Source organism: Cytobacillus sp. GQ23 (assembly GCF_059758675.1).
On sequence record NZ_JCAXER010000006.1, the window covers coordinates 133,709 to 156,573 of the forward strand.

Consider the following 22,865-nt stretch of genomic DNA (forward strand, 5'->3'; position numbering starts at 1 on the left):
AACAAGCCTTATTTTTCATGGGAGGGATAATATCCCCTTACTCCGAAAAAACTAAGATCAACCTAAAAAGATTGTGACTTGAAAGGAGAAAGACACCATGAAAAAATACGTAAGCATTCTTTTTTTAGGTCTTATATTAATGCTGTCAATTCATCCGGCTGCAGAAGCGCAGAAAGGGGCTGAGAAATCGGCAAAACAGCAGCCAAAGGCTATTGTTGTCCCTAATTCTGTGCTGAATGTAACGAAGGAAAATACGTATCCGAACCCTGCACAGGATATGCCGACGCTTCAGCCCAGTGAATTAACCCAGCAGCTGATTGATTCATCAAAGGTTCCTATCGAAAATCCGGATCTTATCCGGATGCTGAATGAAACATCTGTCAGCAGTACACCGTTTGCGCTTGGCTATAGAGCGATCGTCTACCTCGGTCAATGGCCGTTAAATTATCAGTCTGCCGAAACCTCTCCAAATTGGGAATACCAGAGGATTAACACAAATTATTTTGATAACCGGGGCGGCAAGGCACCATATCAGATTCATTATGTGCAGGAAGCCCAAAAGGTTGTCCGCGGAGGTCTGACTGCCAAGGTTCCCAATGCTGAGGATGTTAAAAAGATGATGCTTCTGAAAGCCATGGAGAAGTCAGGTCTGCCTCTAGCCTTTGAAACAATTATAGGCGCGGGCACCAAAAAGGACCATATCTATAATATCCCGCCTAAAAGATTAGGCTATCTATACGGCTATGCCCCAGCTATCAACGAAAAGGGGAAAGTCACGTATGGAGAAGTGTATTTAATGCTGAAAGGCAGCAAAAAAATGATTGTCATTAAAAATGTTACCTCCCAGGGAATAGGTGCCTGGATTCCGATTCAGGACCATGTGACCTTTGGGTTTGTTGTTTCAGAAAGGCCAAAATAATTAGAAGTACCAAGGAGCGCGTTCAACATTTACTATTTTTGCAAAAACAATGCCAGCCCAACATGCGGGCTGGCTCTTTTTTAGATATTTGTACGTCTTGTCTTAAAATCTGTTTCTTTATAATAGCTGTTCTTCACAAGAACGTTAGGGCCAAGGCACTTAACAGCCGAACAATGACAGTTCAGTGAATCGGCGAGTTCTGTTCTGCTCCATTTCTGATAAATATCCTCAAGCTGATCGGTCTGGATATTCCCAAGCGGCGGTGTATCACCAAAGTCAGTGACAATGACATCGCCAGTGAAAATATTAACATTTAAACGTGATCTTCCGTCTGGATCATTGCGGACAGTCACATTTTTAGCTGCGTGCAGTCTTCTTAGAAGCTCCAGGTCTTCCTTGTCGCTGCTGCAGGCATAGAATGGCAGGGTGCCAAACAGCATCCATGTATCTTCATTTCGGATATCCAATAAATGATGGATAGCTGATCTCATTTCTTTTAGAGTTAGTGTTTCCAGCGAAGAGGCGAAATCGGATGGGTACATCGGATGGACCTCATGGCGCTGACAGTTCATTTCCTCTGTAATTTGTTTATGGATTTTCTCAAGATAAGGCAATGTCCGTTTGTTGAGCATGGTCTCAGCAGAAACCATCACTCCTGCTTTTACGAGCTCCCTGCTGTTTTCAATCATTCGGTAAAAAAGACGCTGGCGCTGCTCTATTGTCGGCTTTCGTTCCATCATCGCAAAGCCGCCTTCAATAAAGTCTTCCTCCGTTCCCCAGTTATGCGAAATATGAAGGACATCCAAATAAGGAATAATTTCTTCATAACGGGCTAACTCCAGTGTCAGATTTGAATTAATCTGAGTTCTGACCCCTCTGTTGTGTGCATAGCGAAGCAGGGGCACAACATAATTTTCAACCGATTTTTTTGAAAGCATCGGCTCTCCGCCTGTGATGCTCAGTGATCTTAGAAGGGGGATTTCATCCAGCCTTTTCAAAAGCAAGTCGATAGGCAGTGCAAGAGGGTCCTTAGGCTGAAGGGTATATCCGACTGCGCAATGTTCGCAGCGCATATTACATAATACAGTGGTTGTAAATTCAATATTTGAAAGCACCATTTTTCCGTGCTGATCGATGTCGGAATAAGCTTCCCATGGATCATATTCCGGTGTTATAGGTGAAAGTTGTGTTTTCATATAAATCTCCTTTTAAATCTAAGTCCTTTGTCATTATTAAATCTTTGGAACCCCTTGTCAATCGATAGTTTAGACTAAAATTAGGATTAGAACGTTTATTTTCTCCTCATGCGGGAATTAATCCAATATCACAGACGAAACATTTTTAATAATAAGAGGAGGATTTAACATGGAACAGAATAACTCGTATAATACCACAAATACTTTGAGCACTGATTATGGACAAGGAATGAATACGGCTTATGATCAGGATAATTCACAGAACAGCAAGCTGATGAAGGGCATTGTCATTGGCGGCATTATCGGCGGAGCCTTGGCCATGCTTGACAGTACAACCAGAACAAAAGTGAAAACAAAGGCAATGGATCTTAAGGATTCATCAGCAAATCTTATTTCAGAAGTGAAGGAAAATCCCGGTGAAGTAAAAGAAACGATGATTAACCAATTTAAGAGTGCTTCCAATACCCTGAAAGATGCCATCAAAGACGCACAGAGTTTATATCAGCGTGTTAATGAAGATGTCTTCGGCAATATGGACATGGTAAAAGAGGTCTCTAGCGATGCTATGTCAACAGCAAAGGAAGCAAAAAGCGAACTGGCTGATATCGGATCAAAAGTAAAAGACGCAGGTTCAGAATTAATGGAAAGCCCTGCAGGAAGCGGCGGAGCTTCATCGGGCTCAAACTATCAGTCTGCAGGCTCAGCCAGCGGCACTGATACTGCTTTTCCGACAGAGCGCAGTGAAAGTGCAGTCACTTACAGTCCCGGGACTCAAAAGAACAGCAATAACCTTTAATGAATGATATTAAACATCCTCTGCTCGTATGAGTGGAGGATTTTTAATTGGCTTTATTTCCTAATGATGGTTGTTTTAGATATACGGAGACGGGGTAACCCTTATATACAGGTATAGGACATTTTTTGGAGGTTACATTTATGGGGTATAGACGAGGGAAATCATTATCAAACGATATGGAAAAACAATCTCATGATAGAGAAACAGCTGTTGGAACCAAGGGGATGGTAGTGAGTCCTCATTCGGTTGCTACAGATATAGGAGAAAAAATATTGCGGGATGGCGGCAATGCAGTGGATGCTGCAGCGGCCATCCAATTTGCTTTAAATGTAGTAGAGCCGATGATGACAGGTATTGGCGGAAGCGGATTTTTAATGGTTTATGATAATAAGAAAAAAGATGTAAAAATATTTGATGGCCACACTCGGGCTCCAAAGGGCGTTCATCCCGAAATGTTTCTGGATGACAACGGAGAAGTAATCGACTTCCGCAAACGCTCTACGCATGGGTCTGCAGTAGGCATTCCGGGTATCTTAAAAGCTTTTGAAAGAGCACTTGAGGAACATGGATCCAAACCATTAGCCGATCTGATCCAGCCGGCAATCCAAGCAGCGGAAAGCGGTGTGGAAGTGAACTGGGTACTGGAGGAAGCTCTTCAGAACTTTCATTACAGACTTGGTGAGGAAGCCAAAGCGTTTTATTTTCCGGAAGGCAAAACTCTTAAGTCTGGTGACAGCCTTGTAAAGGAGCATTTAGCGAAGACATTCCGCATCCTTCAAAAAGAAGGAATTTCTTCTTTTTATGAGGGAGAGATTGCCGAAGCCATTGTAAAGTGCCTTAAAGAAGAAGGCGGCTTTATGACACTTGAGGACCTTAAGAATTACCGTCTGACGATCGATGAGCCTATTTGGGGAGAATACAAAGGCTATAAGATCGCTTCATCAGCTCCTCCGAGTGCAGGCGGTGTGACGGTCATCCAGATTCTGAAAATCCTGGAGAAGTTTAATTTGAGCCAATATGATTCAAAGTCCTGGGAGAAGTATTATCTGATTACGGAAGCCATGCGATTGGCTTTTGCTGACAAGGTTGCCTATTCAGGTGATCCTGAATTTACAGATCTGCCAATTGAAGGGCTGCTTCATGATGATTATATAGCTGAAAGGGTAAAAGCCATTAATTTTAAAAGAAGAAATGATGCAATCGATTTTGGGAACCCATGGAATTATCAAGAGGGGGAACCAAAGCAGATTATCCGCCAGCCGGATGATTTAGAAAAAAGTGAAACCACCCATTTCACGGTAATTGACCAATGGGGCAATATTGCAGCGTGTACATCGACCGTTGAGCATCCATTTGGATCTGGAATTATGGTGAAAGGCTACGGTTTCTTATTAAACAATGAACTGACAGACTTTGATGCCAATCCGGGCGGCGTCAATGAGCCAAAACCGGATAAAAGGCCGGTCAGCTGTAAAAGCCCGACCATTTTGTTCAAGGATGATCAGCCTGTTCTGACCCTTGGCTCTCCAGGAGGTCCAACTATTATTGGCTCGGTTTTTCAGACGATCGTGAATATTATTGATCATGATATGAATTTAAAGGAAGCCATTGAAGAGCCCAGGATTTTTGCCACAACAGGCCCGCTAATTGAATGGGAACCGGGCATAAGCATGAAATCCAAGGGAGAAATGGAATTCATGGGATTCGAATTTGGAGATAAGCCAAGCCGGATCGGAAATGTTCAGGCTATCCAGATTGATCGGGAGAAGGGCCGTTTATATGGAGCGGCTGACTCCAGCCGTGAAGGGAAAGCAGCAGGAATTACAGAGGAGCAATTAAAGAGCTGATGCCGGTTTGGCATCAGCTTTTCTTTTGGCCAATATCTGAAAGGGTGCTCATTGTGCTGTTTGAACTGGTCCTTTGAATGACTGACATGCTGCCGTCTGGCTCAAACACAACCGCTTCAATTTCGTCCATCGTGGAATGGCCGCTGGAACGGACAGCCTGCAAAACTTCTGATCGTATAACTCTGTTCTCTTTTAGTGCCGAATCAATGTAATGCCCTTTATAAAAAAGAAGGTCAGGGCTGGCTTTTATGAATGTATTGAATTTGGCTGAATGAAGAGATAGCCAGGCCACAATATACTGCAGGCCGATCAATAGAACATAAGCAGTCAGACCTTCGGCAAGTGAAACCTGCTTGTTAAGGAAGATAGTGGCAAGTGTAGACCCGATGGCAACGGTAACCACTAAATCAAAAGCATTCATTTTGGTTAAGGTTCGTTTTCCCGATATCCTTAGGAATAAAACCAGGAAGATATAACTCATAGCGCCAATAGAGAGAACTCTCCATATATCCTGCCAGCTGGAAAAAATCATCCTTTTCCTCCTCTCTGTATAGTTTCTATTCCTTTTAAAGGAAGACTGTAAACAGATGAATTTGAATCAGTTTCCATGTTGCTGGGATTGCCAAGATGGGTATATTAAATAAAACCACTATTTGCTGAAATAGCAGTTTTCCTGTAGGATGTAATCGAGACGAAAGGAGAGAACGTTTTGGGCAGTCCGATTCAAGATAAAAATTCACAGGTTACTTTTCTAAAACAGCGCTTAAATATGTTTCTGGACGTACTGGATGCTATTGAGCCGGAAGACACTGAAATCGAGGATATCGACCGTCTGATCGAAATGATCGATGAACTCGAATCAAAATGCCGTGAATTTAATAACCGCGATTAAAAATAGGAGCCTGAGGGCTCTTTTTTTATGGGGATTTGGAACTGATGGCGGTTAGTTTCAGCGGGCTGCGCCGAAACGCCGGGTTCCCGTGGGAATGGAAGGAATAGTGCCGAAAATGGCTGAGTGCTAAGAGAAATGGTCGTTAATCTAGAGGAATAGTGCCCAAAAGGGTGGAGACCAGAGAGAAATGGTAATAAATCCGGACGAATAATGCCCAAAGAGGCGGAGTCCTAAGAAAAACGGCAATTAATCCCGCATATACCTCCCTTTCATCCTGTAAACGATTGCAACCTTAGTCTTTAAATACACTTCAGTTAGGAGTATAATGGTAGACGATTATCAATTAAAATTTTTATTAAAGATATATGCATATAGGGAGCAAAGGGAAGGGGACTAAAGCAATGAATATCGACAAATTTCAGGAAAGCATGTATCAGCTGATTGTTGAGACATCCACAAATCTTCCGCGTGATGTACGCCGAGCGATTAAATCAGCGAAAGAAAGAGAGAATGCTGGCACGAGAGCAGCGATGAGCCTGGATACTATCACAAATAATATTAAAATGGCTGATGATAATGTGTCGCCAATCTGCCAGGATACCGGATTGCCGACATTCAAAATTAAGACGCCTGTTGGTGCTAACCAGCTGGTCATGAAAGAAGCGATCAAGAACGCAATTGCCCAGGCAACGAAGGACGGAAAGCTTCGCCCGAACTCTGTTGACTCACTGACAGGAGCCAACAGCGGGGATAATCTTGGCTTTGGCACTCCTGTTATTAAATTTGAGCAATGGGAAAAGGATTATATCGATGCACGCTTAATTTTAAAAGGCGGCGGCTGTGAAAATAAAAATATCCAATACAGCCTTCCATGTGAACTTGAAGGCCTTGGCCGTGCTGGCCGTGACCTGGATGGAATCCGCAAGTGCATTATGCATTCTGTCTACCAGGCGCAGGGACAGGGCTGCAGCGCCGGTTTCATCGGTGTCGGCATCGGGGGGGACCGCTCTTCAGGCTATGACCTGGCGAAAGAGCAGCTGTTCCGTTCTGTCGATGATGTGAACCCTAATGAAGATCTTCGCAAGCTTGAAGATTATGTGATGGAGAATGCCAATGAGCTGGGCATCGGAACCATGGGCTTCGGCGGAGAAACAACTCTTCTTGGCTGTAAAGTCGGGGTTATGAACCGAATTCCTGCAAGTTTCTTCGTATCTGTTGCCTATAATTGCTGGGCGTTCCGCCGCCTTGGCGTAGCAGTCAGCATGGAAACTGGCGAAATCAATGATTGGATGTACCAGGAAGGCGAGCACATCGACTTTGGCGCATCTGAAGCTGAACTTGAAACTGCGGCAGCAGCGGAGACAGCTGAGCAAACAAACATCGTTACTTTGCAGGCGCCGATCACTGAAGAACAGATCCGCAGCCTTAAAGTCGGTGATGTCGTTCAAATCAATGGCATGATGTACACGGGCAGAGATGCGATCCATCATCATCTCATGGACCATGATGCACCAGTGGATCTGAATGGACAGGTCATTTACCACTGCGGACCTGTTATGATGAAAGATGAAGACGGCAAGTGGCATGTGAAAGCAGCCGGTCCGACCACAAGTATTCGTGAAGAGCCTTATCAGGGCGATATCATGAAAAAGTTTGGCATCCGTGCGGTTATTGGAAAAGGCGGAATGGGTCCAAAAACGCTTGCTGCACTTCAGGAACATGGCGGCGTTTACCTAAATGCAATCGGCGGAGCAGCACAGTATTATGCTGACTGCATCAAGTCTGTTGAAGGTGTGGACCTAATGGAATTCGGTATTCCAGAAGCGATGTGGCATTTGAAGGTTGAAGGCTTTACTGCAGTTGTGACGATGGATTCTCATGGAAACAGTCTTCATAGTGATGTAGATAAATCTTCACTTGAGAAGCTGGCTCAATTCAAAGAGCGTGTATTCTAATAGATGAACAGGGAGAGAGGCTGTCTGCGGCCTCTCTTTTTATGTGCAATTTTTTGCCAATGAGCCCTGTGAATGATTTTGTTTCATTCACAAACACTAAGAAAAAATATTGGAGGAGCTCAGATGAAAAAAATAAGTATCTTCCTGAGTGTTTTTATTTTGTTTTTTTCCGGAACAGCTTATGCAAACTACGGCAATTCTCCCCTGCACTGGGGATTTAAAAAAGCTAAAAATGAGATGCCTGCCGAAGCAGGCAAGCCGCTTGATGCACTGCTTGAGAGACATGGATCCTTTTATAAAGGCGATCCAAGCAAAAAGGAGATCTATTTAACATTTGATAATGGATATGAAAATGGCTATACCGGACAGGTTCTGGACGTTCTGAAAAAGGAAAATGTCCCAGCTGCCTTTTTTGTAACAGGCCATTATTTAAAAAGCGCCCCGGAGCTCGTCAAAAGGATGGCGGCAGAAGGCCATATTATTGGCAACCACTCCTGGCATCACCCTGATATGACAAGAGTGAGCGATGAGAAATTTACCAAAGAGCTTGAAATGGTCCGTGCTGAAACCGAAAAGCTGACAGGTGTTAAGCATATGGCTTATTTGCGGCCGCCGCGCGGAATATTCAGTGAGCGTACACTGGCACTAGCTAAAAAGGAAGGCTATACTCACGTATTCTGGTCATTGGCTTTTGTGGACTGGTACACTGATCGGCAGAAGGGCTGGCAGTATTCCTACGACAATATTATGCGCCAGATTCACCCGGGCAGTATCCTTCTGCTGCACACTGTGTCAAAGGATAATGCGGATGCACTTGAAAAAGCCATACAGGATCTGAAAAAACGAGGGTATACTTTTAAAAGTCTTGACGACTTGACATGGGAACAAGCGATTGGGGAGCGGATGCTATACTGATTTGGATTGGCTGATAAAAATTTCGGAGTGGCATGCCTAAGTGGTGCTTGGCCGGTAAATCCCCCATTACGGCCGGTAAAAAAGCCATATCCCAATTTCTGCATGAAATAGACCCTGTTCTTCAGGGTCTATTTTTGCTTAGGCGAATAATTTTAGTAAAAATAACAGCAAAAAATGCTATAATCGGGGAAAATGATAAAGGACGGATTCTTCTTGGAAAAGATGCAAGTAGAAGGACCTTATAATTTTGATCTGGTACTGGACAGGCTTTCAAACGACCCTCTTAATCAGGTTAATATAGAGGAAAGGTTTGTGAAAGTGCCATTGCTGCTCAACCATCAGCCGGTTGTAGCCGTAGTAAAGGCAATCGGAACGACGGAACAGCCGGAATTTTTAATTTCCGGAACGGAAGGCCCCCTCAAAGAAAAGGCAGCCGAGCGCCTATCGGAAATTTTCCAATGGCATCTGCCGCTTGAGACCATTCACAGGCATTTTCAAAACACAGAATTACAGCCGATATTTGAAGAGCATTATGGAACGCCTATTGTGCTCGATTTTGATCCGTATGGATGTATCCTGAAATGCATTATTCACCAGCAGTTGAATCTTGCGTTTGCACACACACTAACAGAACGGTTTGTGAAAACATTTGGCTTTGAAAAAGAGGGTGTGTGGTTCTATCCGCTGCCTGAAAAAGTTGCAGAACTGACAGTGGATGACCTAAGAGAACTGCAATTCAGCGGACGCAAGGCTGAATATGTTATCGGCATAGCAAAAGAGACGGCTGCCGGAAATTTAAACTTTGATGAGCTTGAAAACCTTTCAGATGAAGAAATTTATGATAAACTAATCAAATTGCGCGGTGTCGGTCCGTGGACGGTTCAGAACTTTTTAATGTTCGGTCTTGGCCGGCCAAATCTTTTTCCGATGGCCGATATCGGCATTCAGAATGCGTTGAAAAAATTATATAAATTAGAAGTGAAACCGACTTTCGAGGAAATGGAGACATTTTCGAAGAGCTGGGATCCTTATTTGAGCTATGCCTCTCTTTATTTGTGGAGAAGCATCGAGTAATTTGGAGTGATGAAGAATCATGAAACAAGAACAAACAGCTAAATTAAAACTAAAGCAGACATTCCCGCTGACAATCAAAAGGCTTGGCATTAACGGTGAAGGTGTCGGCTATTTTAAAAGGCAGGTTGTATTTGTCCCGGGGGCATTGCCAGGCGAGGAAATTGTAGCAGAAGCAACAAAGGTAAACCCAAAGTTTTCAGAAGCCAAAATCAAGAAAATCCGAAAAAAATCGGAGTTCCGTGTCCAGCCCCCATGCCCGGTCTATCATGAGTGCGGCGGCTGCCAGCTGCAGCATCTCCGCTATGATCAGCAGCTGAAGGAAAAGCGGGATATCATCATTCAATCTTTAGAAAGACACACAAAGCTGAATCCTGAAAAGCTTGATATAAAAGAAACCATTGGAATGGAAGATCCATGGAGATATAGAAATAAAAGCCAATTCCAGGTTGGCCAAAAAGATGGGAAAGTGCTGGCCGGCTTATATGGTATGAATTCGCACCGCCTGATTAATATCGAGCACTGTGCAGTCCAGCATCCACAGACAACCAAGGCGACAGAAACTGTGAAACGGATTATTCAGGATCTGCGAATCCCAATTTATAATGAGAGAAACCGCAAAGGCATCGTGAGAACCATCGTTGCCAGGGTAGGGATTCAGACAGGCGAGCTGCAGATTGTATTAATTACAGCTCAGAAAGAGCTTCCTAAGAAAGAGATCATTATCGAAAAAATTAAAAGTGAGCTGCCTGAAGTAAAGTCGATCATTCAAAATGTGAACGGTGAAAAAACCTCCATTATTTTTGGGCAGGAAACCATGAATCTGGATGGAAGCGACTTTATCCAGGAGACACTTGGAGATCTTCAGTTTGAACTGTCGGCACGGACCTTCTTCCAGCTGAACCCGGAACAGACTGTCAAGCTTTACAATGAAGTTAAAAGAGCAGCGGCTTTAACCGGCAAAGAAAAAGTAGCTGACGCATACTGTGGCGTCGGAACGATTGGACTATGGGTGGCCGATCAGGCAGCCGAAATCCGCGGCATGGATATCATCAGGGAATCCATTGAAGATGCTAAGAAAAACGCGGCGCGCCATGGAATTAAACATGCCCAATACGTGGTCGGCAAGGCAGAAGAATGGCTTCCGAAATGGACAAAAGAAGGATGGAAGCCGGACGTGGTTATCGTCGATCCGCCAAGAACAGGACTGGATCAGCAGCTGTTAAAAACGATTTTGAAAGTCCAGCCGAAGAAAGTGGTTTATGTTTCGTGTAATCCGTCTACGTTGGCAAAGGATATTTCGGTCCTGAGTTCTAAATATAAAGTAAATGGCATTCAGCCTGTGGATATGTTTCCGCAGACGGCACATGTGGAGTGCATTTCACAGTTAGTTTTAAAAAATGATTGAGGGGGAATTATAGCCCCTCACCCTGTGCAAACTTGTAGTAAATCTTAACATCTTTGTTTTCTGTTACTTCAATCTTTTCCACGAAGCGTAGTAACATCTCGGTTGTTAAAGAATTGAAGTTTAAGAATGTTTTTAGTTGTTCTAAGATAGCAGAGGTTTTAAAAGCTGCTTTTTTCTCATCAATGGCTCTTTTAATCTCTGCTTTTTCTATTTCTAGTTGTTGTAACTTTTCCTGTACCGACTAACAAAATCGTCATAATCCTGTTTTGAAATATCCTCTGAAATAAACTTCTGTAAAGCATTACGCTTTAACTCTTTCTGCTTTTGAACTTGTTTTTCAATAGATTGTAATCTTGACTCATTTTGTTTTGCGGTGGCTTTTACTTTTTTCTCAATTTTGCTTTCTAAGTTAGGATGTACTAAGTCATCAGCTATCTTTTTTAAATCATCAAGGATTATTTCTTCTAAAAGTTGCTCTTTAATCACATGACTAGAACAGGCTTTCTTACCATGTTTTGCATAAGAGCCACAAATATAACCCTTTCGATTTATTCTATAATGCATGGATTTACCACAGTCAGAACAATAAGCGATATTAGTAAAAAGGTGCTTTCTCTTTCTAGTACCGCCCCGACCTCTTTTAGCTTTTTGTTCTAGTAGGCTCTGAACCTGTTCAAACATATTTCTTGAAATGATAGGCTCGTGAGTGTTAGAAATGGTTATCCATTCGCTTTGGTCATTTACTTTGCGTGTCTTATTAGTCACGTTCATAGTGGTCTCTCTGCCCTGTACAAGGTCTCCTGCATAGTGGGGGTTCTTCAATATCTTCTTAATAGTAGAACCCTGCCAATAAAGACCTGCATTGGCTTTTCCTATAACCTGTGATGGAGTTGGAATATCATTATTAGTTAGATACCTAGCTATTTTGTCATGTCCCCAACCTTCAAGGTATTTTTCAAAGATGTCTTTAACTACACTAACGGTATAATCATCTCTAATTATTAGCTTTTTGTCTTTCAGTGCATATCCATATGGGGGAATACTACCCAAGAATTTTCCGCTTTTATACCTCATGTGAAATACAGACTTAATACGGTCGCTAATACGTTGACTTTCACTTTCATAAATCCAAGCATAAAGACCGAACATAGCTTGTTTTGAGAAGTCCTGTGTATCAACTTTGCCATCTAAAGTAATTAATCGAACTCCTTTATTGTCAGCAACTCGCCTTAGTTGATAAAGTAATTCCACATTACGACCTAATCTGCTTAACTCTTTAGCTACAATTACATCAAATTCTTTATTTTCAGCGTCATGGATAAGTTTTTTTAATCCTTCACGATTATCAGTAGTTCCTTTTTGAACGTCTGTATAAAGGTCATATAAGTCAAAGTGATTTTCTGTGATGAAATCTAAAATCATTTGCTTTTGATTTTCTGGTGACTCTTTTTGACCCTCTTTGTTAGTTGATACCCTTATATATCCTGCTACCCTCATTATTGTCGCCCTCCATTATCGAAAGCGACTATATCTACTTGATTATCATTGTAAGCGGCAGATATAATCTTTTCAATTTCTTTCTCTAATTGGTGTAAGATTATCGACTCAAAATCATGTGTTCCAATAAAAACTCGTTGAATGTTCATATTATTATTTCCCCTTTCTACCGTAGCAATCGTTCTATATAGGGAATTAGTTGCGAGATATTTTTATAAGTTTAGAAGAGGAATTAAAGAGTTATAGAAATGGATATAAACGTTTGGTAAAATATACTTATATTGTCTATATTTAGGTGTCCTAGAGGTTAGTAAGAGAATGGGTTTTTCGTTCCTTTTATGGTTGAAATTAAATAACTAATTGTATCGGAGGGCTAATTAATAATGAAATTATTTTTGGTCAACAGCATTAGAACAAATAATTTTAATGATGAACAAATAATGGGGAAAATCAAAAATATGTGGGAAGAAGCCTATAGTAATCTAGAACATCATCAAAATAGTATCTTTGGTGTTTATTATGACTATGAGAGTGACTATAAAGGTGATTATTCATTAAGCGTTGGTATTGAAGAAAGTTATGGGAAATCTTTTATTGAAATACCAAAAAACGAGAAATACGAAATTTTTAAAGTGGATACTACTGACGAAAAAGGTGTCATTAATACTTGGAGTAAGATATGGGAACAAGAGGAAGCGGGTTTATTAGAGAGGGCTTACTCATATGATTTTGAAAAATATTCAACTAATGGGGAGATTGAAATTTACATAGCAATAAAGTAATTAATGTCTATCTGTATTCTCCGTTCGCTTCACTCACTTCGGGGGCTTCGTTCCTCGCCCTTTTTATAATGGGTAGGGGGATTTAGGTACTAATTCGAGGAAACATACCACCCCCCTGTAAAGGGGATGGCGATATTAAGGACTAATCCTGAGGTATCTTCATGACATCAACGTGCCCAGGTACAGCTTTACCACGTATATTCAAAATAACTCTGTCATGCCACCAGCCAAAAGGCTCTGCGACGGGTATTGATCTGGGAAAAATTTCACCCTCTACCGGTGTTCACCGCTTTTACACGGGCTAGTTTTTAACGTGTTCTCCTAGATAACCACGGATAAAATCGATATAAGTATTCCCTATGTAAAACCACCCCATGAATAACTGATAAGGAGCGGCAATATAGTAACAACAGGAAGTTAACAAACTTCTAAACTGGTAGAATTTCATCAATTTCATTTTCTGTAATTCCATAGTCAAGTAGTAGCTTTACTAAAGACTCAATACTGACACCATAGCCATAACTATTGTCATGAACACCATTGTAAGGTTTAGATACTCTTTCTAGTTGTCCGCTTTGGATACGTCTAATAATGTAGTCATCAGTAAAACCAAGCCCAAAGCGGTCAACTATTCTTCTTGCTCCTTCGACTGTTATCATTAAACATCACCCCTCAATACTAATTTTCGTATGCTATCTTTTGTAAAATAGAAACGGTTTTCTTGTTGAACCTTTTCAACATAGGGGGAAGATGATAGTTCAAAAAATCTTTGAGTTGTAACCCCCGATATTTCGGCTGCTTGTGAAAAACTGTAAAGATTTTCAGTTTTCATTATCATCAGCAGTACCGCCCTTCTGTAACCATTCCATAACTATCGCTCTATTAAAACGAACTGATTTACCAACCCCTTTACAGGTCCTGGAATTACTCCTTCTCGTGCTAATTTATAGGTTGTTTGTTCACTCCTATCTAGTAACTTGGATAATGAGCGTACTGTTAGAAACTCTTTTTCCATACCGTAAGACCTCCTAATTTTTGTTATTTCTTGCTCTGACACAAACATTATAAGAATGGCATTTTATTTTTTAACATGGAGCGTAAAAGAACATAAAACGATAAATAACAATAAAATCCTTTGTTTTGGCGTACATTAGTAGATTTTTATAGGCAGGTTGAGGGAACGAACGTATAGTTATTACCTCTATAATTGGTGGTATCTACCTTTATTGGGGGTGGAAGTTTTAGGACATCCATTTTGAAGTATTTGACGTACAAAGGAAATTTGGAAAATTTTCATATGGAGAGAATGAGCCATACCAACATATATATTTGATATAGTCAATCATTCGGCGCTGGGTGGGGTCTATAATGAAGAGGATTATTCCTATAAAAAGTGGTAATATAGTCGCCCAGTGTATAATATCTGTGAAATGTATTCAACACACGTTGAGGCGGTCACACTTCTTGAACTGAAATAATCAGTTGATGCGGAAAGCTGTTAATCAAAAATATACAAACAATAAAAATTTATCTGCTTGTTTCACACTCCTTCCAGAAACAAGCGAAAGAGGAGCGGTATGCTGTTTACCGCTCTTTTTTTTGTTGAATAATCAAAGTGTACGCTTGCGCCGCCTAATGCGATCAGATTGACCTCATTAAAGCTCTCCAGCCTGAGCAAACCAATACCATAGAGTACTTCAAAGAATACTTACAAAATAATCTATATAGTCTCTTTTTTAGTCAGCTGAAAGGTTTCATTTCTGATATTTTAATCAGTCATATTAAAAATATTTAAATTCACCCTGTCCTTTTTACTGTTTTCTTTATATATAGAGGGTGAGGAGCTGAATCAATGGATCGTGTCAATGATGATCATTATGACATTCAGCGAACTATTTCTGAAAATATTCTGGAGGGATTTCAATGAGCAAGTTTTTGGTGGGGGAACGGCCCATTATATTGATTCCATCGCTAGCGGTGAAGCTGGGAATGAAGGAGGCGATCATGCTGCAGCATGTCCATTATTGGCTTTCGGTCAGCAGGAATGTGAAGGATGGCCGAAAATGGGTCTACAACACTTATGAAGAATGGAAGAAACAGCTTCCGTTCTGGTCGCTGAGTACGATTAAGCGAACGATTGCGGGTCTCGAGGAAAAGGGCTATATCCTATCGGATAACTTCAATGCTCATAATTGGGATCAGACGAAATGGTACTCGATTGACTATAAAAGGCTGAGGGAGATTGAGGGAGAATTAAAGGGACCCATTCAACTAAACGGAAGTGAGAATTCGAAGTGGCAGGAAACTGAAATGGAAACGGAAACGGAAATTCCGTACGCTGCCATCATCCAATATCTCAATGAGAAAACGGATTCGGGCTATCGGGAGAGCTCCAGGAAGACGAGGAGTCTAATCAGGGCTTGGTGGGAACAAGGCTTCACCCTCTCAGATTTTCATAGGGTTATCGATTTGAAGTCTGCCGAATGGAAGAGAGATCCGCAATATTCACGCTACCTGAGACCTGAAACACTGTTTGGCTCAAAATTTGAAGGGTACTTAAATCAAAAGCCGCAAGCAAAACATTTGGAGGAAAATGATTTCGAACTGGATGACTAGTGATCAAAAATCTGGTGTGAACCATTCGAAACAAAAAGGGAATAGTAAATGCAAGGCGGACAGGCGACAAAGCGTCTCATCCGAAGGGACAAACGCCACATCCCGGCCATAGTATGAAATTTTAAACTTCTGCAGGGAGTTTGATAAAAAGTCCTTAACCATGGTATAAGTGTAAAAGAAGCATAGATATGCTGTTTTTAATTTAGGGATATGGAGTTTCTTTAGTATCTCTTAATGAGAGGATTGGAATAAAAAGATGAAAGAAAATTTTTGGCTAGAGTTACCGCGGCCATTTTTTATATTGGCACCAATGGAAGAGGTGACAGATGTTGTTTTTCGCCATGTGGTGAGTGAAGCAGCCAGACCAGATGTGTTTTTTACTGAGTTTACAAACTCAGATAGCTATTGTCACCCTGATGGGATCAAAAGTGTGCGCGGGCGTTTGACCTTTACAGAAGATGAACAGCCAATTGTCGCCCATATATGGGGTGATAAGCCTGAGTACTTCCGTCAAATGAGTATTGGGATGGCGGCAATGGGCTTTAAGGGAATAGATATCAACATGGGCTGTCCCGTACCCAATGTGACCCAGAACGGGAAGGGAAGCGGCCTGATCCGCCGCCCTGAATTGGCAGCAGAACTCATACAGGCAGCCAAAGCAGGAGGCTTGCCGGTCAGTGTAAAAACAAGGCTTGGCTTCACGGAAGTTGGCGAATGGAAGGCTTGGCTGAAACACATTTTCGAGCAGGACATTGCTAATCTTTCCATTCATCTGCGGACGCGGGAAGAAATGAGCAAAGTGCCTGCCCATTGGGAGCTGATCCCGGAGATTAAGGAACTTCGTGACCAGGTGGCTCCGGATACCCTTTTGACAATCAATGGAGATATTCCAGATCGCGAGAAGGGCTTGGAGCTGGCCGATAAATACGGTATAGATGGAGTCATGATTGGGCGCGGCATATTCCATAATCCATTTGCTTTTGAAAAGGAGAAAAAGGATCACACCAGTGAGGAATTGCTGGACCTTCTGAGATTGCATATGGATCTGCATGATCAATATGCGCATTTAGAACTGCGGCCGTTCACGGCTCTTCATCGCTTTTTCAAGATCTATGTCAAAGGCTTTCCAGGAGCAAGCTCACTAAGAAATGACTTGATGAACACAAGATCTACTGCTGAAGTGCGTGAATTGCTTGAGGCTTTTGCTTTAAAGAATAATTAAAAATGCTAGGGGATGGGCCAATCGTCCATCCTCTTTTATTAAGGGTTTGTTGCTTTTTCCTAACTTAGTTTAATTCGCTGAGTTGATTGTAGCGGAAGGTGCGAGATCCTCGAAAATGCATGCGCATTTTCTTCGTGCGGTGTTTATCAGGGAAGCTTATTCAACGTCCTGCGGGAGTAGCGGGACAGATGAGACCCCGCAGGCGCGAAGCGTCGAGGATGCTCAGCGCACGCCCCGCGATCGCTGAGCATCCTGGAGCGGAAATCAACGGACAACATTGCAAAGCGAAAAACAACATTTTATCGAAAAAAGATAATTTTTAAACGTGAGGGATGAGAATGAAACCTTTTTTATTATGCACATTCATTTTATTTTCTCTAGCAATGCTAACAGGCTGCCAGTCAGCTGAAACAATGGTTCTGCTGGATGAAGAAATCAAAGAAATAAAAGTTTCAAAATCAGAGGGTTTAGGCGGAATTAATGAAGAAAGCTTTATTTCTTTCAAGGATCGAAAATCGATCGCTGTATTTGAAAAGGCAATAACAACTGCTGTAAAACAATCAGGCAACGCAGATATTGAGGAACCTGAATATGATATAGCAGTAGAATACAAAGGAGATCTTCCTGCACACGGCATTCATTTATGGCTTGGCGAGGATAATGAAAAAAGCTCCTTCATGTATATTACCAATGAAGAGATTTACCTGACTTCCCCGGAAATGACGAAAAAACTAAGAAGCCTCGTTCTCTCAAACTAACTCCATCCAAAGCCACTCCTTTTTAATGGGATAATCTCCCACATGGTTATTTCTCTAAAAAAGGGGTATACATTCAGTAAACCAAAAGGAGGTGGCCAAGAATGGAAGTAGAAGTATTGTGTAACGTGGAAAACTGTAAGTACTGGGCTGAAGGTGATAAATGTGTAGCGGACTCTATTTATGTGATTGGCCAGAATGGCCGGGAAGCGGATGAAATAGAGGAAACAGCCTGTAAAACGTTTGAGCTTGATGAATAAGCATAAGAAGACCTGACAGCCGGCAGATTAAAATGCAGGCTGTCAGGTTTTTTTACATACAAAAGATGCCCGCTATATTTCCTTAGAAAGGGTATAATAAATGAAAATGACTTTAAAACCATGCAGATAAGGAAGGAGTTATGATGACAACTAACAATGAAATCGGATGGAGTTTTGATAATAGTTATACACGGCTGCCTCAGACATTTTTCTCAACAATGAAGCCAAACCCTGTATCATCCCCTGAGCTGGTTATCCTAAACGGGCCGCTGGCAAAAAAATTGGGATTGGATATAGACGCATTAACAAGCGAAACGGGTGTTGAGGTATTGGCAGGCTGTCAGGTCCCTATGGATGCTGAACCTCTCGCTCAAGCTTATGCAGGTCATCAGTTTGGACACTTTAATATGCTTGGAGACGGCCGGGCGATGCTGATCGGCGAGCAGATAACCCCTGAGGATAAACGATTCGACATTCAGCTGAAAGGCTCCGGCCGAACGCCGTTTTCACGCGGCGGAGATGGACGGGCGGCTCTGGGCCCGATGCTCCGGGAGTACATTATCAGTGAAGCCATGCATGCCCTTGGAATTCCCACTACCCGCAGTCTGGCAGTTGTAACTACAGGAGAAGCCGTTATCCGGGAAACTGAGCTTCCGGGGGCGATTCTGACAAGAGTGGCTGATAGCCATATACGGGTGGGGACTTTTCAATATGCGGCAAACTGGCGGCCGGTTGAGGAGCTTAAAAGCTTGGCAGATTACACGATTCAGCGTCATTATCCGAAAATAAAAGATGACGAAAACCCTTACCTGTCTCTCCTGGAGAAGGTGATCCAGCAGCAGGCTTGGCTGATTGCCAAATGGCAGCATATAGGCTTTATCCATGGAGTCATGAACACCGACAACATGGCTATCAGCGGAGAAACCATTGATTATGGCCCGTGCGCTTTTATGGATAGTTATGATTTGGCAACTGTCTTCAGCTCCATTGACAGGGAAGGCCGTTATGCTTATGGAAATCAGCCGTATATTGGCGGCTGGAACCTGGCAAGATTTGCGGAAACTCTTTTGCCTCTGCTTCATGAAGCCGAAGAGGAATCTGTAAAATTAGCTCAAGGCGCCATTTCAGAATACAATAAAATCTATCAGAAACATTGGCTTGCAGGGATGAGGGCAAAGCTTGGGTTATTTAATGAAGAAGCAGAAGATGAGGCTCTTTTTACCGGACTGCTAAAGATTATGCAGAAGTCTGAAGCCGACTATACCAACACCTTCCGTGCACTAACACTGGGTGAGCTTGAAAACACTGTGGTAAATAATGATCCGGAGTTTGCCAGCTGGCATGGTCAATGGCAGGAAAGACTGACCAGGCAGAAGGAATCGAAAGAAGAAGTAAATGAGAAAATGAAGAACAGCAACCCGTCCGTCATTCCTCGGAACCACCGGGTGGAAGACGCGCTGGAAGCAGCTGTTAACAATGGTGATTACAGCGTGATGAAAAAACTGCTTGCAGTACTCGAGAATCCTTATGCTTATACAAAAGATCAGGAAGAATACTGCAAACTGCCAGAGCCATCCGGCATGCCATATCGAACATACTGCGGAACTTAATATAGTACAATTAATAGGTAAAGCCTGGCCCGATTAATGGGTCAGGCATATTTTATGCTGTTATTGACATCAGCAGGTGACAGTGTTACATTAAATATAGAACATACATTCGGTTTGGTGGTTGACTTGAACATACAACTAAAAGAAATCATATCAAAAAGTATCTTAACACCTGCCAAAGGTGCGATAGACAACTTTACTCATTCATTGAACCCATATGCGGGCTGTGCTTTTGGCTGTAAATACTGCTACGTAAGGGAGCTGCCTGTTTCCATCTTCCGTGAAGAGGAATGGGGTGCATGGATTGATATAAAATCAAATGCGGCTGAGCTTTTGGAGAAAGAATTGGCTAAAGCTAAAAAAAGGGGGAAAGTGGCTTTATTTATGTCCTCTTCCACTGATCCTTACCAGCCAATAGAATATACTTCAAAACTGACAAGAAGTTTATTGGAAGTGATGCTTGAAAATCAGCCTGACTTTTTACATGTACAAACCCGTTCGCCATTGGTGAAGCGGGATATCGATTTATTTCAGCAATTCGGAGATCGAATCAGAATCTCCATGACAATCGAGACAGATAAAGAAGAAGTCAGAAAGGCATTTGCACCTGCTGCACCTCCCATCCCTGCAAGAATGGCTGCACTAAAACTCATAAAAGAGGCAGGAATTATCACTCAGGCAACACTGGCCCCGCTGCTTCCATGTTCGAGGGAATTTCCTGCAAAACTGAAATCTATTGCTAACCGTGTTACGATCGACGATTTTTGGATGGGGGATGGAAGCGGAGGGAGAAGGACCGAGAGGCTTGGAATCCGCAAGGTTTTTAATGAGCTTGGCTTGGAGAAATGGTATAATCCATCTGCATATAAAGTGGTTCTTAACATGCTGGAACGGGAATTTCAAGATGCACCGATTCAACTGGGTGTATCAAAGGGTGGTTTCAGCCCTGATGGCAGATAGGTGACTATAAAAATATAAGAGGTATTTTTTATGGATCTGTTTAGTTCACAATACGTAAGAGGCATTAGGCTTAAAAGAGAAGATATTCCATCATTCAATCAATATCCTTTCAGCCTCCCGAGCCTGAAAACGCTGGATGAGGTGCCTTTTCACCCGAAAGTAACCTTTCTGATAGGCGAGAATGGAATGGGAAAGTCAACCCTCCTTGAGGCGGTTGCGGTTGCACTGGGATTCAATGCAGAAGGCGGATCATTCAATTTTAATTTTTCTACCTTTGATTCACATTCTATAATGGGAGAATATTTAAAGGTAATTAAGGGCGTAGATAGACCGTCAGATGGCTTTTTCTTAAGGGCAGAGAGCTTCTATAATGTAGCTTCCAATATTGAAGAAATGGACAGCGAAGGCAGCGGGCCAAAAGTAATTGACTCCTTTGGGGGCCGTTCTTTACATGAGCAGTCACATGGTGAAGCGTTTTTCTCCACATTTCTTCATCGCTTTCGCGGCAATGGAATCTACATTCTGGACGAGCCTGAAGCGGCACTATCCCCACTGCGCCAAATGTCCATGCTGACAAGAATTCATGATCTGGTCAGCGAACATTCACAATTTATTATCGCCACTCATTCTCCCATCATCATGGCTTATCCTGATGCAGCCATATATGAATTCACTGAGGACGGCATTTCGGAAAAGAAGCTGGAAGAAACGAATCATTACCGCATCATGAAGCAATTTTTCGATAATAAGAAAAGAATGCTTCATCATTTGCTTAATGAATAAAAAAATGGAGGCCGCATGCCTCCATTTTAGCTTATGTATGTTATTCTTCGTGGCTGAACATCCAGTTGATCCCGAATTTATCTGTTAACTGGCCAAAGCTCTTGCTCCAGAAAGTTTCCTGCAGCTCCATGGTTACTTTGCCGCCTTCCTGCAGATTGTTAAAATACTTTCTCAGGTTATCCACATCATTAATGACAACTGCAAGATTAATGTTATTTCCTACTGTAAAAGGCATACCTGGAAACGTATCTGAAAACATTACATTACTGCCGCTAATGTTAAGGCTTGAATGCATAACCAAATTCCTTGCTTCCTCTGGCAGAGGATAATCAGGGTTTTGTGGAGATTCACCAAAAGTGGTGATCTCAGGCATTTCCAATTCAAATGCCTTTACATAAAATTCAATTGCTTCCCGTGTATTTCCATTAAAATTTAAATAGGCATTAACAGCCATTTCTTTCACTCCTTCCTAATTCAATTTCATTATAGACGAAATATTCAAAAATTAATACAGATCAGAGACAATCTTTATAATTCCTGAAGTGCTTGTTCAACACTAGTGAATCCTCTGCTGTCAGCACGATCGGGTTCATCCGATTCAATGATCCATTCATTGCCGGCAGGAGTTAAGCCGCCATTCTCATCTTTAAGGAATGGGCTGTGAACATGATACGTTTTCCCTGCTTTCTTCAGCGTGTATCCCATATAATAGTATTGGTCCTGGCCCTCTTCCTCGTAAACCCCAATATCATCGATTCCATATTTATCTAAATAAGACTGGAATGGCTCCTGTAATTCTCTGATTACTTGCTCTCTTGATAAAAAATCCATGGCGATTTGCTCCCTTCCAATTATCTATTCTTAATATGGCTTTTTGGAGAGGGAATAAACATGAAACGGTGAAAAGAGTGCCCCTATTAGCGAGGCCCTCTGCTTCTTAGCTTTATTCTTAGTTTGCCGAGATGCTCCATAAGTTCTTCATATTCTTTCAGCTCAATGCTGCAGGACTGTATGGCCTCTCCGACATTTTTGGTGATACCCTGTTTTTCCTTGCGTGCTTTTTCCTCAAGGAAAATATATACCTTGCGTTCATCCGCTGTAGAGCGTTCTTTTCGGAGCCATCCGTTGGATACCATCCTAGAAATCATCGGGGTGAGTGTCCCGGTGCCAAGATTTAATTTATCTCCAAGCTCTTTGGCTGTCATGCCATCCTTTTCCCAAAGTGCCAGAAGAACCAGATATTGCGGATAGGTTAAGCCAAATGGCTGCAGGGCACTTGTATATAGTTTTGTAAAATCGCCTGCTGTTTCATAAACCGCAAAGCATAGCTGTTTATCCAGTGTAAAAAAGTCCTTCACATCATCACCTGATTCTAATCTGG

General features: G+C 42.1%; 25 protein-coding genes. 16 read left to right on the forward strand and 9 right to left on the reverse strand.

Going from position 1 to position 22,865, the window contains the following annotated elements; all coding sequences use genetic code 11:
* Window positions 1-97 precede the first annotated feature (97 nt).
* Entirely contained in the window at window positions 98-919 is an 822-nt protein-coding gene (locus AC6CHU_RS07125; protein ID WP_251283218.1) for a YfkD famly protein, read from the forward strand.
* Window positions 920-999: 80 nt separating this feature from the next.
* Here the strand turns inward: AC6CHU_RS07125 and yfkAB are convergent, their stop codons facing one another.
* Window positions 1,000-2,115 carry a radical SAM/CxCxxxxC motif protein YfkAB gene (yfkAB, locus tag AC6CHU_RS07130; RefSeq protein WP_498120946.1) on the reverse strand — a complete coding sequence of 372 codons (1,116 nt, stop codon included), beginning with the start codon at window positions 2,113-2,115 and terminating at the stop codon, window positions 1,000-1,002.
* A gap of 169 nt (window positions 2,116-2,284) precedes the next feature.
* Here yfkAB and AC6CHU_RS07135 point away from each other — a divergent pair, with 169 nt between their 5' ends.
* Together AC6CHU_RS07135 and ggt are read left to right on the forward strand one after the other, a co-directional pair.
* Window positions 2,285-2,911 carry a hypothetical protein gene (locus AC6CHU_RS07135; protein WP_498120947.1) on the forward strand — a complete coding sequence of 209 codons (627 nt, stop codon included), beginning with the start codon at window positions 2,285-2,287 and terminating at the stop codon, window positions 2,909-2,911.
* A 140-nt stretch (window positions 2,912-3,051) separates the two neighbouring features.
* Window positions 3,052-4,758, forward strand: a complete 1,707-nt coding sequence (gene ggt / locus AC6CHU_RS07140; RefSeq protein ID WP_498120949.1) for a gamma-glutamyltransferase — start codon at window positions 3,052-3,054, stop codon at window positions 4,756-4,758.
* Window positions 4,759-4,771: 13 nt separating this feature from the next.
* Here ggt and AC6CHU_RS07145 read toward each other — a convergent pair whose 3' ends face one another.
* Window positions 4,772-5,290 (reverse strand): DUF421 domain-containing protein, encoded by a 519-nt coding sequence (locus tag AC6CHU_RS07145; protein ID WP_159861987.1) that lies wholly within the window; start codon window positions 5,288-5,290, stop codon window positions 4,772-4,774.
* 177 nt (window positions 5,291-5,467) lie between these two features.
* Between AC6CHU_RS07145 and AC6CHU_RS07150 the strand changes: the two genes are divergently transcribed.
* From AC6CHU_RS07150 to rlmD, 5 genes are all read left to right on the forward strand, one after another.
* Complete coding sequence (locus AC6CHU_RS07150) at window positions 5,468-5,650, forward strand: SE1561 family protein (protein ID WP_159861986.1); 183 nt, start codon at window positions 5,468-5,470, stop codon at window positions 5,648-5,650.
* Window positions 5,651-6,051: 401 nt separating this feature from the next.
* A complete protein-coding gene (locus AC6CHU_RS07155; RefSeq protein WP_285868938.1) occupies window positions 6,052-7,605 on the forward strand; it encodes a fumarate hydratase in 1,554 nt (517 codons plus the stop codon).
* Window positions 7,606-7,728: 123 nt separating this feature from the next.
* Window positions 7,729-8,520 (forward strand): delta-lactam-biosynthetic de-N-acetylase, encoded by a 792-nt coding sequence (gene pdaA / locus AC6CHU_RS07160; protein WP_251283214.1) that lies wholly within the window; start codon window positions 7,729-7,731, stop codon window positions 8,518-8,520.
* A gap of 222 nt (window positions 8,521-8,742) precedes the next feature.
* Entirely contained in the window at window positions 8,743-9,594 is an 852-nt protein-coding gene (locus tag AC6CHU_RS07165; RefSeq protein ID WP_498121019.1) for a DNA-3-methyladenine glycosylase family protein, read from the forward strand.
* 19 nt (window positions 9,595-9,613) lie between these two features.
* Complete coding sequence (rlmD, locus tag AC6CHU_RS07170) at window positions 9,614-10,999, forward strand: 23S rRNA (uracil(1939)-C(5))-methyltransferase RlmD (RefSeq protein WP_498120952.1); 1,386 nt, start codon at window positions 9,614-9,616, stop codon at window positions 10,997-10,999.
* Window positions 11,000-11,006: 7 nt separating this feature from the next.
* Here the strand turns inward: rlmD and AC6CHU_RS07175 are convergent, their stop codons facing one another.
* Genes AC6CHU_RS07175 through AC6CHU_RS07185 form a run of 3 tightly spaced genes read right to left on the reverse strand, consistent with a single transcriptional unit; the run spans window position 11,007 to window position 12,645 of the window.
* A complete protein-coding gene (locus AC6CHU_RS07175) occupies window positions 11,007-11,210 on the reverse strand; it encodes a DUF4368 domain-containing protein (RefSeq protein WP_498121022.1) in 204 nt (67 codons plus the stop codon).
* Window positions 11,211-11,212: 2 nt separating this feature from the next.
* A complete protein-coding gene (locus AC6CHU_RS07180) occupies window positions 11,213-12,496 on the reverse strand; it encodes a recombinase family protein (protein WP_498120954.1) in 1,284 nt (427 codons plus the stop codon).
* Window positions 12,496-12,645: a hypothetical protein gene (locus AC6CHU_RS07185; RefSeq protein WP_498120956.1), complete on the reverse strand. Its 150-nt coding sequence runs from the start codon at window positions 12,643-12,645 to the stop codon at window positions 12,496-12,498. Before AC6CHU_RS07185 ends, AC6CHU_RS07180 begins: the two co-directional genes overlap by 1 nt.
* Before the next feature lie 234 nt (window positions 12,646-12,879).
* Between AC6CHU_RS07185 and AC6CHU_RS07190 the strand changes: the two genes are divergently transcribed.
* Entirely contained in the window at window positions 12,880-13,278 is a 399-nt protein-coding gene (locus AC6CHU_RS07190; protein WP_159861969.1) for a GyrI-like domain-containing protein, read from the forward strand.
* Window positions 13,279-13,706: 428 nt separating this feature from the next.
* Here the strand turns inward: AC6CHU_RS07190 and AC6CHU_RS07195 are convergent, their stop codons facing one another.
* The gene (locus AC6CHU_RS07195; RefSeq protein WP_498120958.1) at window positions 13,707-13,937 is read right to left on the reverse strand and encodes a hypothetical protein; all 231 of its coding nucleotides are present in this window, start codon (window positions 13,935-13,937) and stop codon (window positions 13,707-13,709) included.
* A 1,264-nt stretch (window positions 13,938-15,201) separates the two neighbouring features.
* On the opposite strand from AC6CHU_RS07195, the gene AC6CHU_RS07200 reads away from it, so the two are divergent.
* The 7 genes from AC6CHU_RS07200 to AC6CHU_RS07230 all read left to right on the forward strand — a co-directional run bounded on the left by AC6CHU_RS07200 (window position 15,202) and on the right by AC6CHU_RS07230 (window position 21,484).
* Window positions 15,202-15,894: a conserved phage C-terminal domain-containing protein gene (locus AC6CHU_RS07200; protein ID WP_498120960.1), complete on the forward strand. Its 693-nt coding sequence runs from the start codon at window positions 15,202-15,204 to the stop codon at window positions 15,892-15,894.
* Between the two features lie 256 nt (window positions 15,895-16,150).
* The gene (locus AC6CHU_RS07205) at window positions 16,151-17,116 is read left to right on the forward strand and encodes a tRNA dihydrouridine synthase (protein ID WP_159861965.1); all 966 of its coding nucleotides are present in this window, start codon (window positions 16,151-16,153) and stop codon (window positions 17,114-17,116) included.
* Between the two features lie 338 nt (window positions 17,117-17,454).
* Window positions 17,455-17,874, forward strand: a complete 420-nt coding sequence (locus tag AC6CHU_RS07210) for a YhfM domain-containing protein (RefSeq protein WP_201306444.1) — start codon at window positions 17,455-17,457, stop codon at window positions 17,872-17,874.
* 101 nt (window positions 17,875-17,975) lie between these two features.
* A complete protein-coding gene (locus AC6CHU_RS07215; protein ID WP_082804505.1) occupies window positions 17,976-18,131 on the forward strand; it encodes a DUF1540 domain-containing protein in 156 nt (51 codons plus the stop codon).
* 143 nt (window positions 18,132-18,274) lie between these two features.
* Window positions 18,275-19,741, forward strand: coding sequence for a protein adenylyltransferase SelO (locus AC6CHU_RS07220; RefSeq protein ID WP_159862427.1), 1,467 nt, complete (start codon window positions 18,275-18,277; stop codon window positions 19,739-19,741).
* Window positions 19,742-19,858: 117 nt separating this feature from the next.
* Window positions 19,859-20,701 (forward strand): radical SAM protein, encoded by an 843-nt coding sequence (locus AC6CHU_RS07225; RefSeq protein ID WP_159862426.1) that lies wholly within the window; start codon window positions 19,859-19,861, stop codon window positions 20,699-20,701.
* 30 nt (window positions 20,702-20,731) lie between these two features.
* Window positions 20,732-21,484, forward strand: coding sequence for an AAA family ATPase (locus tag AC6CHU_RS07230; RefSeq protein ID WP_159861963.1), 753 nt, complete (start codon window positions 20,732-20,734; stop codon window positions 21,482-21,484).
* A 40-nt stretch (window positions 21,485-21,524) separates the two neighbouring features.
* On the opposite strand, the gene AC6CHU_RS07235 is transcribed toward AC6CHU_RS07230, so the two are convergent.
* The 3 genes from AC6CHU_RS07235 to AC6CHU_RS07245 form a co-directional block, all read right to left on the reverse strand.
* Window positions 21,525-21,938: a VOC family protein gene (locus AC6CHU_RS07235; RefSeq protein WP_159861962.1), complete on the reverse strand. Its 414-nt coding sequence runs from the start codon at window positions 21,936-21,938 to the stop codon at window positions 21,525-21,527.
* 74 nt (window positions 21,939-22,012) lie between these two features.
* On the reverse strand, window positions 22,013-22,315 hold the full coding sequence (locus AC6CHU_RS07240) for a DUF5634 family protein (protein ID WP_251283207.1): 303 nt from the start codon (window positions 22,313-22,315) through the stop codon (window positions 22,013-22,015).
* 86 nt (window positions 22,316-22,401) lie between these two features.
* Entirely contained in the window at window positions 22,402-22,842 is a 441-nt protein-coding gene (locus tag AC6CHU_RS07245) for a MarR family winged helix-turn-helix transcriptional regulator (RefSeq protein WP_498120965.1), read from the reverse strand.
* Window positions 22,843-22,865 lie beyond the last annotated feature (23 nt).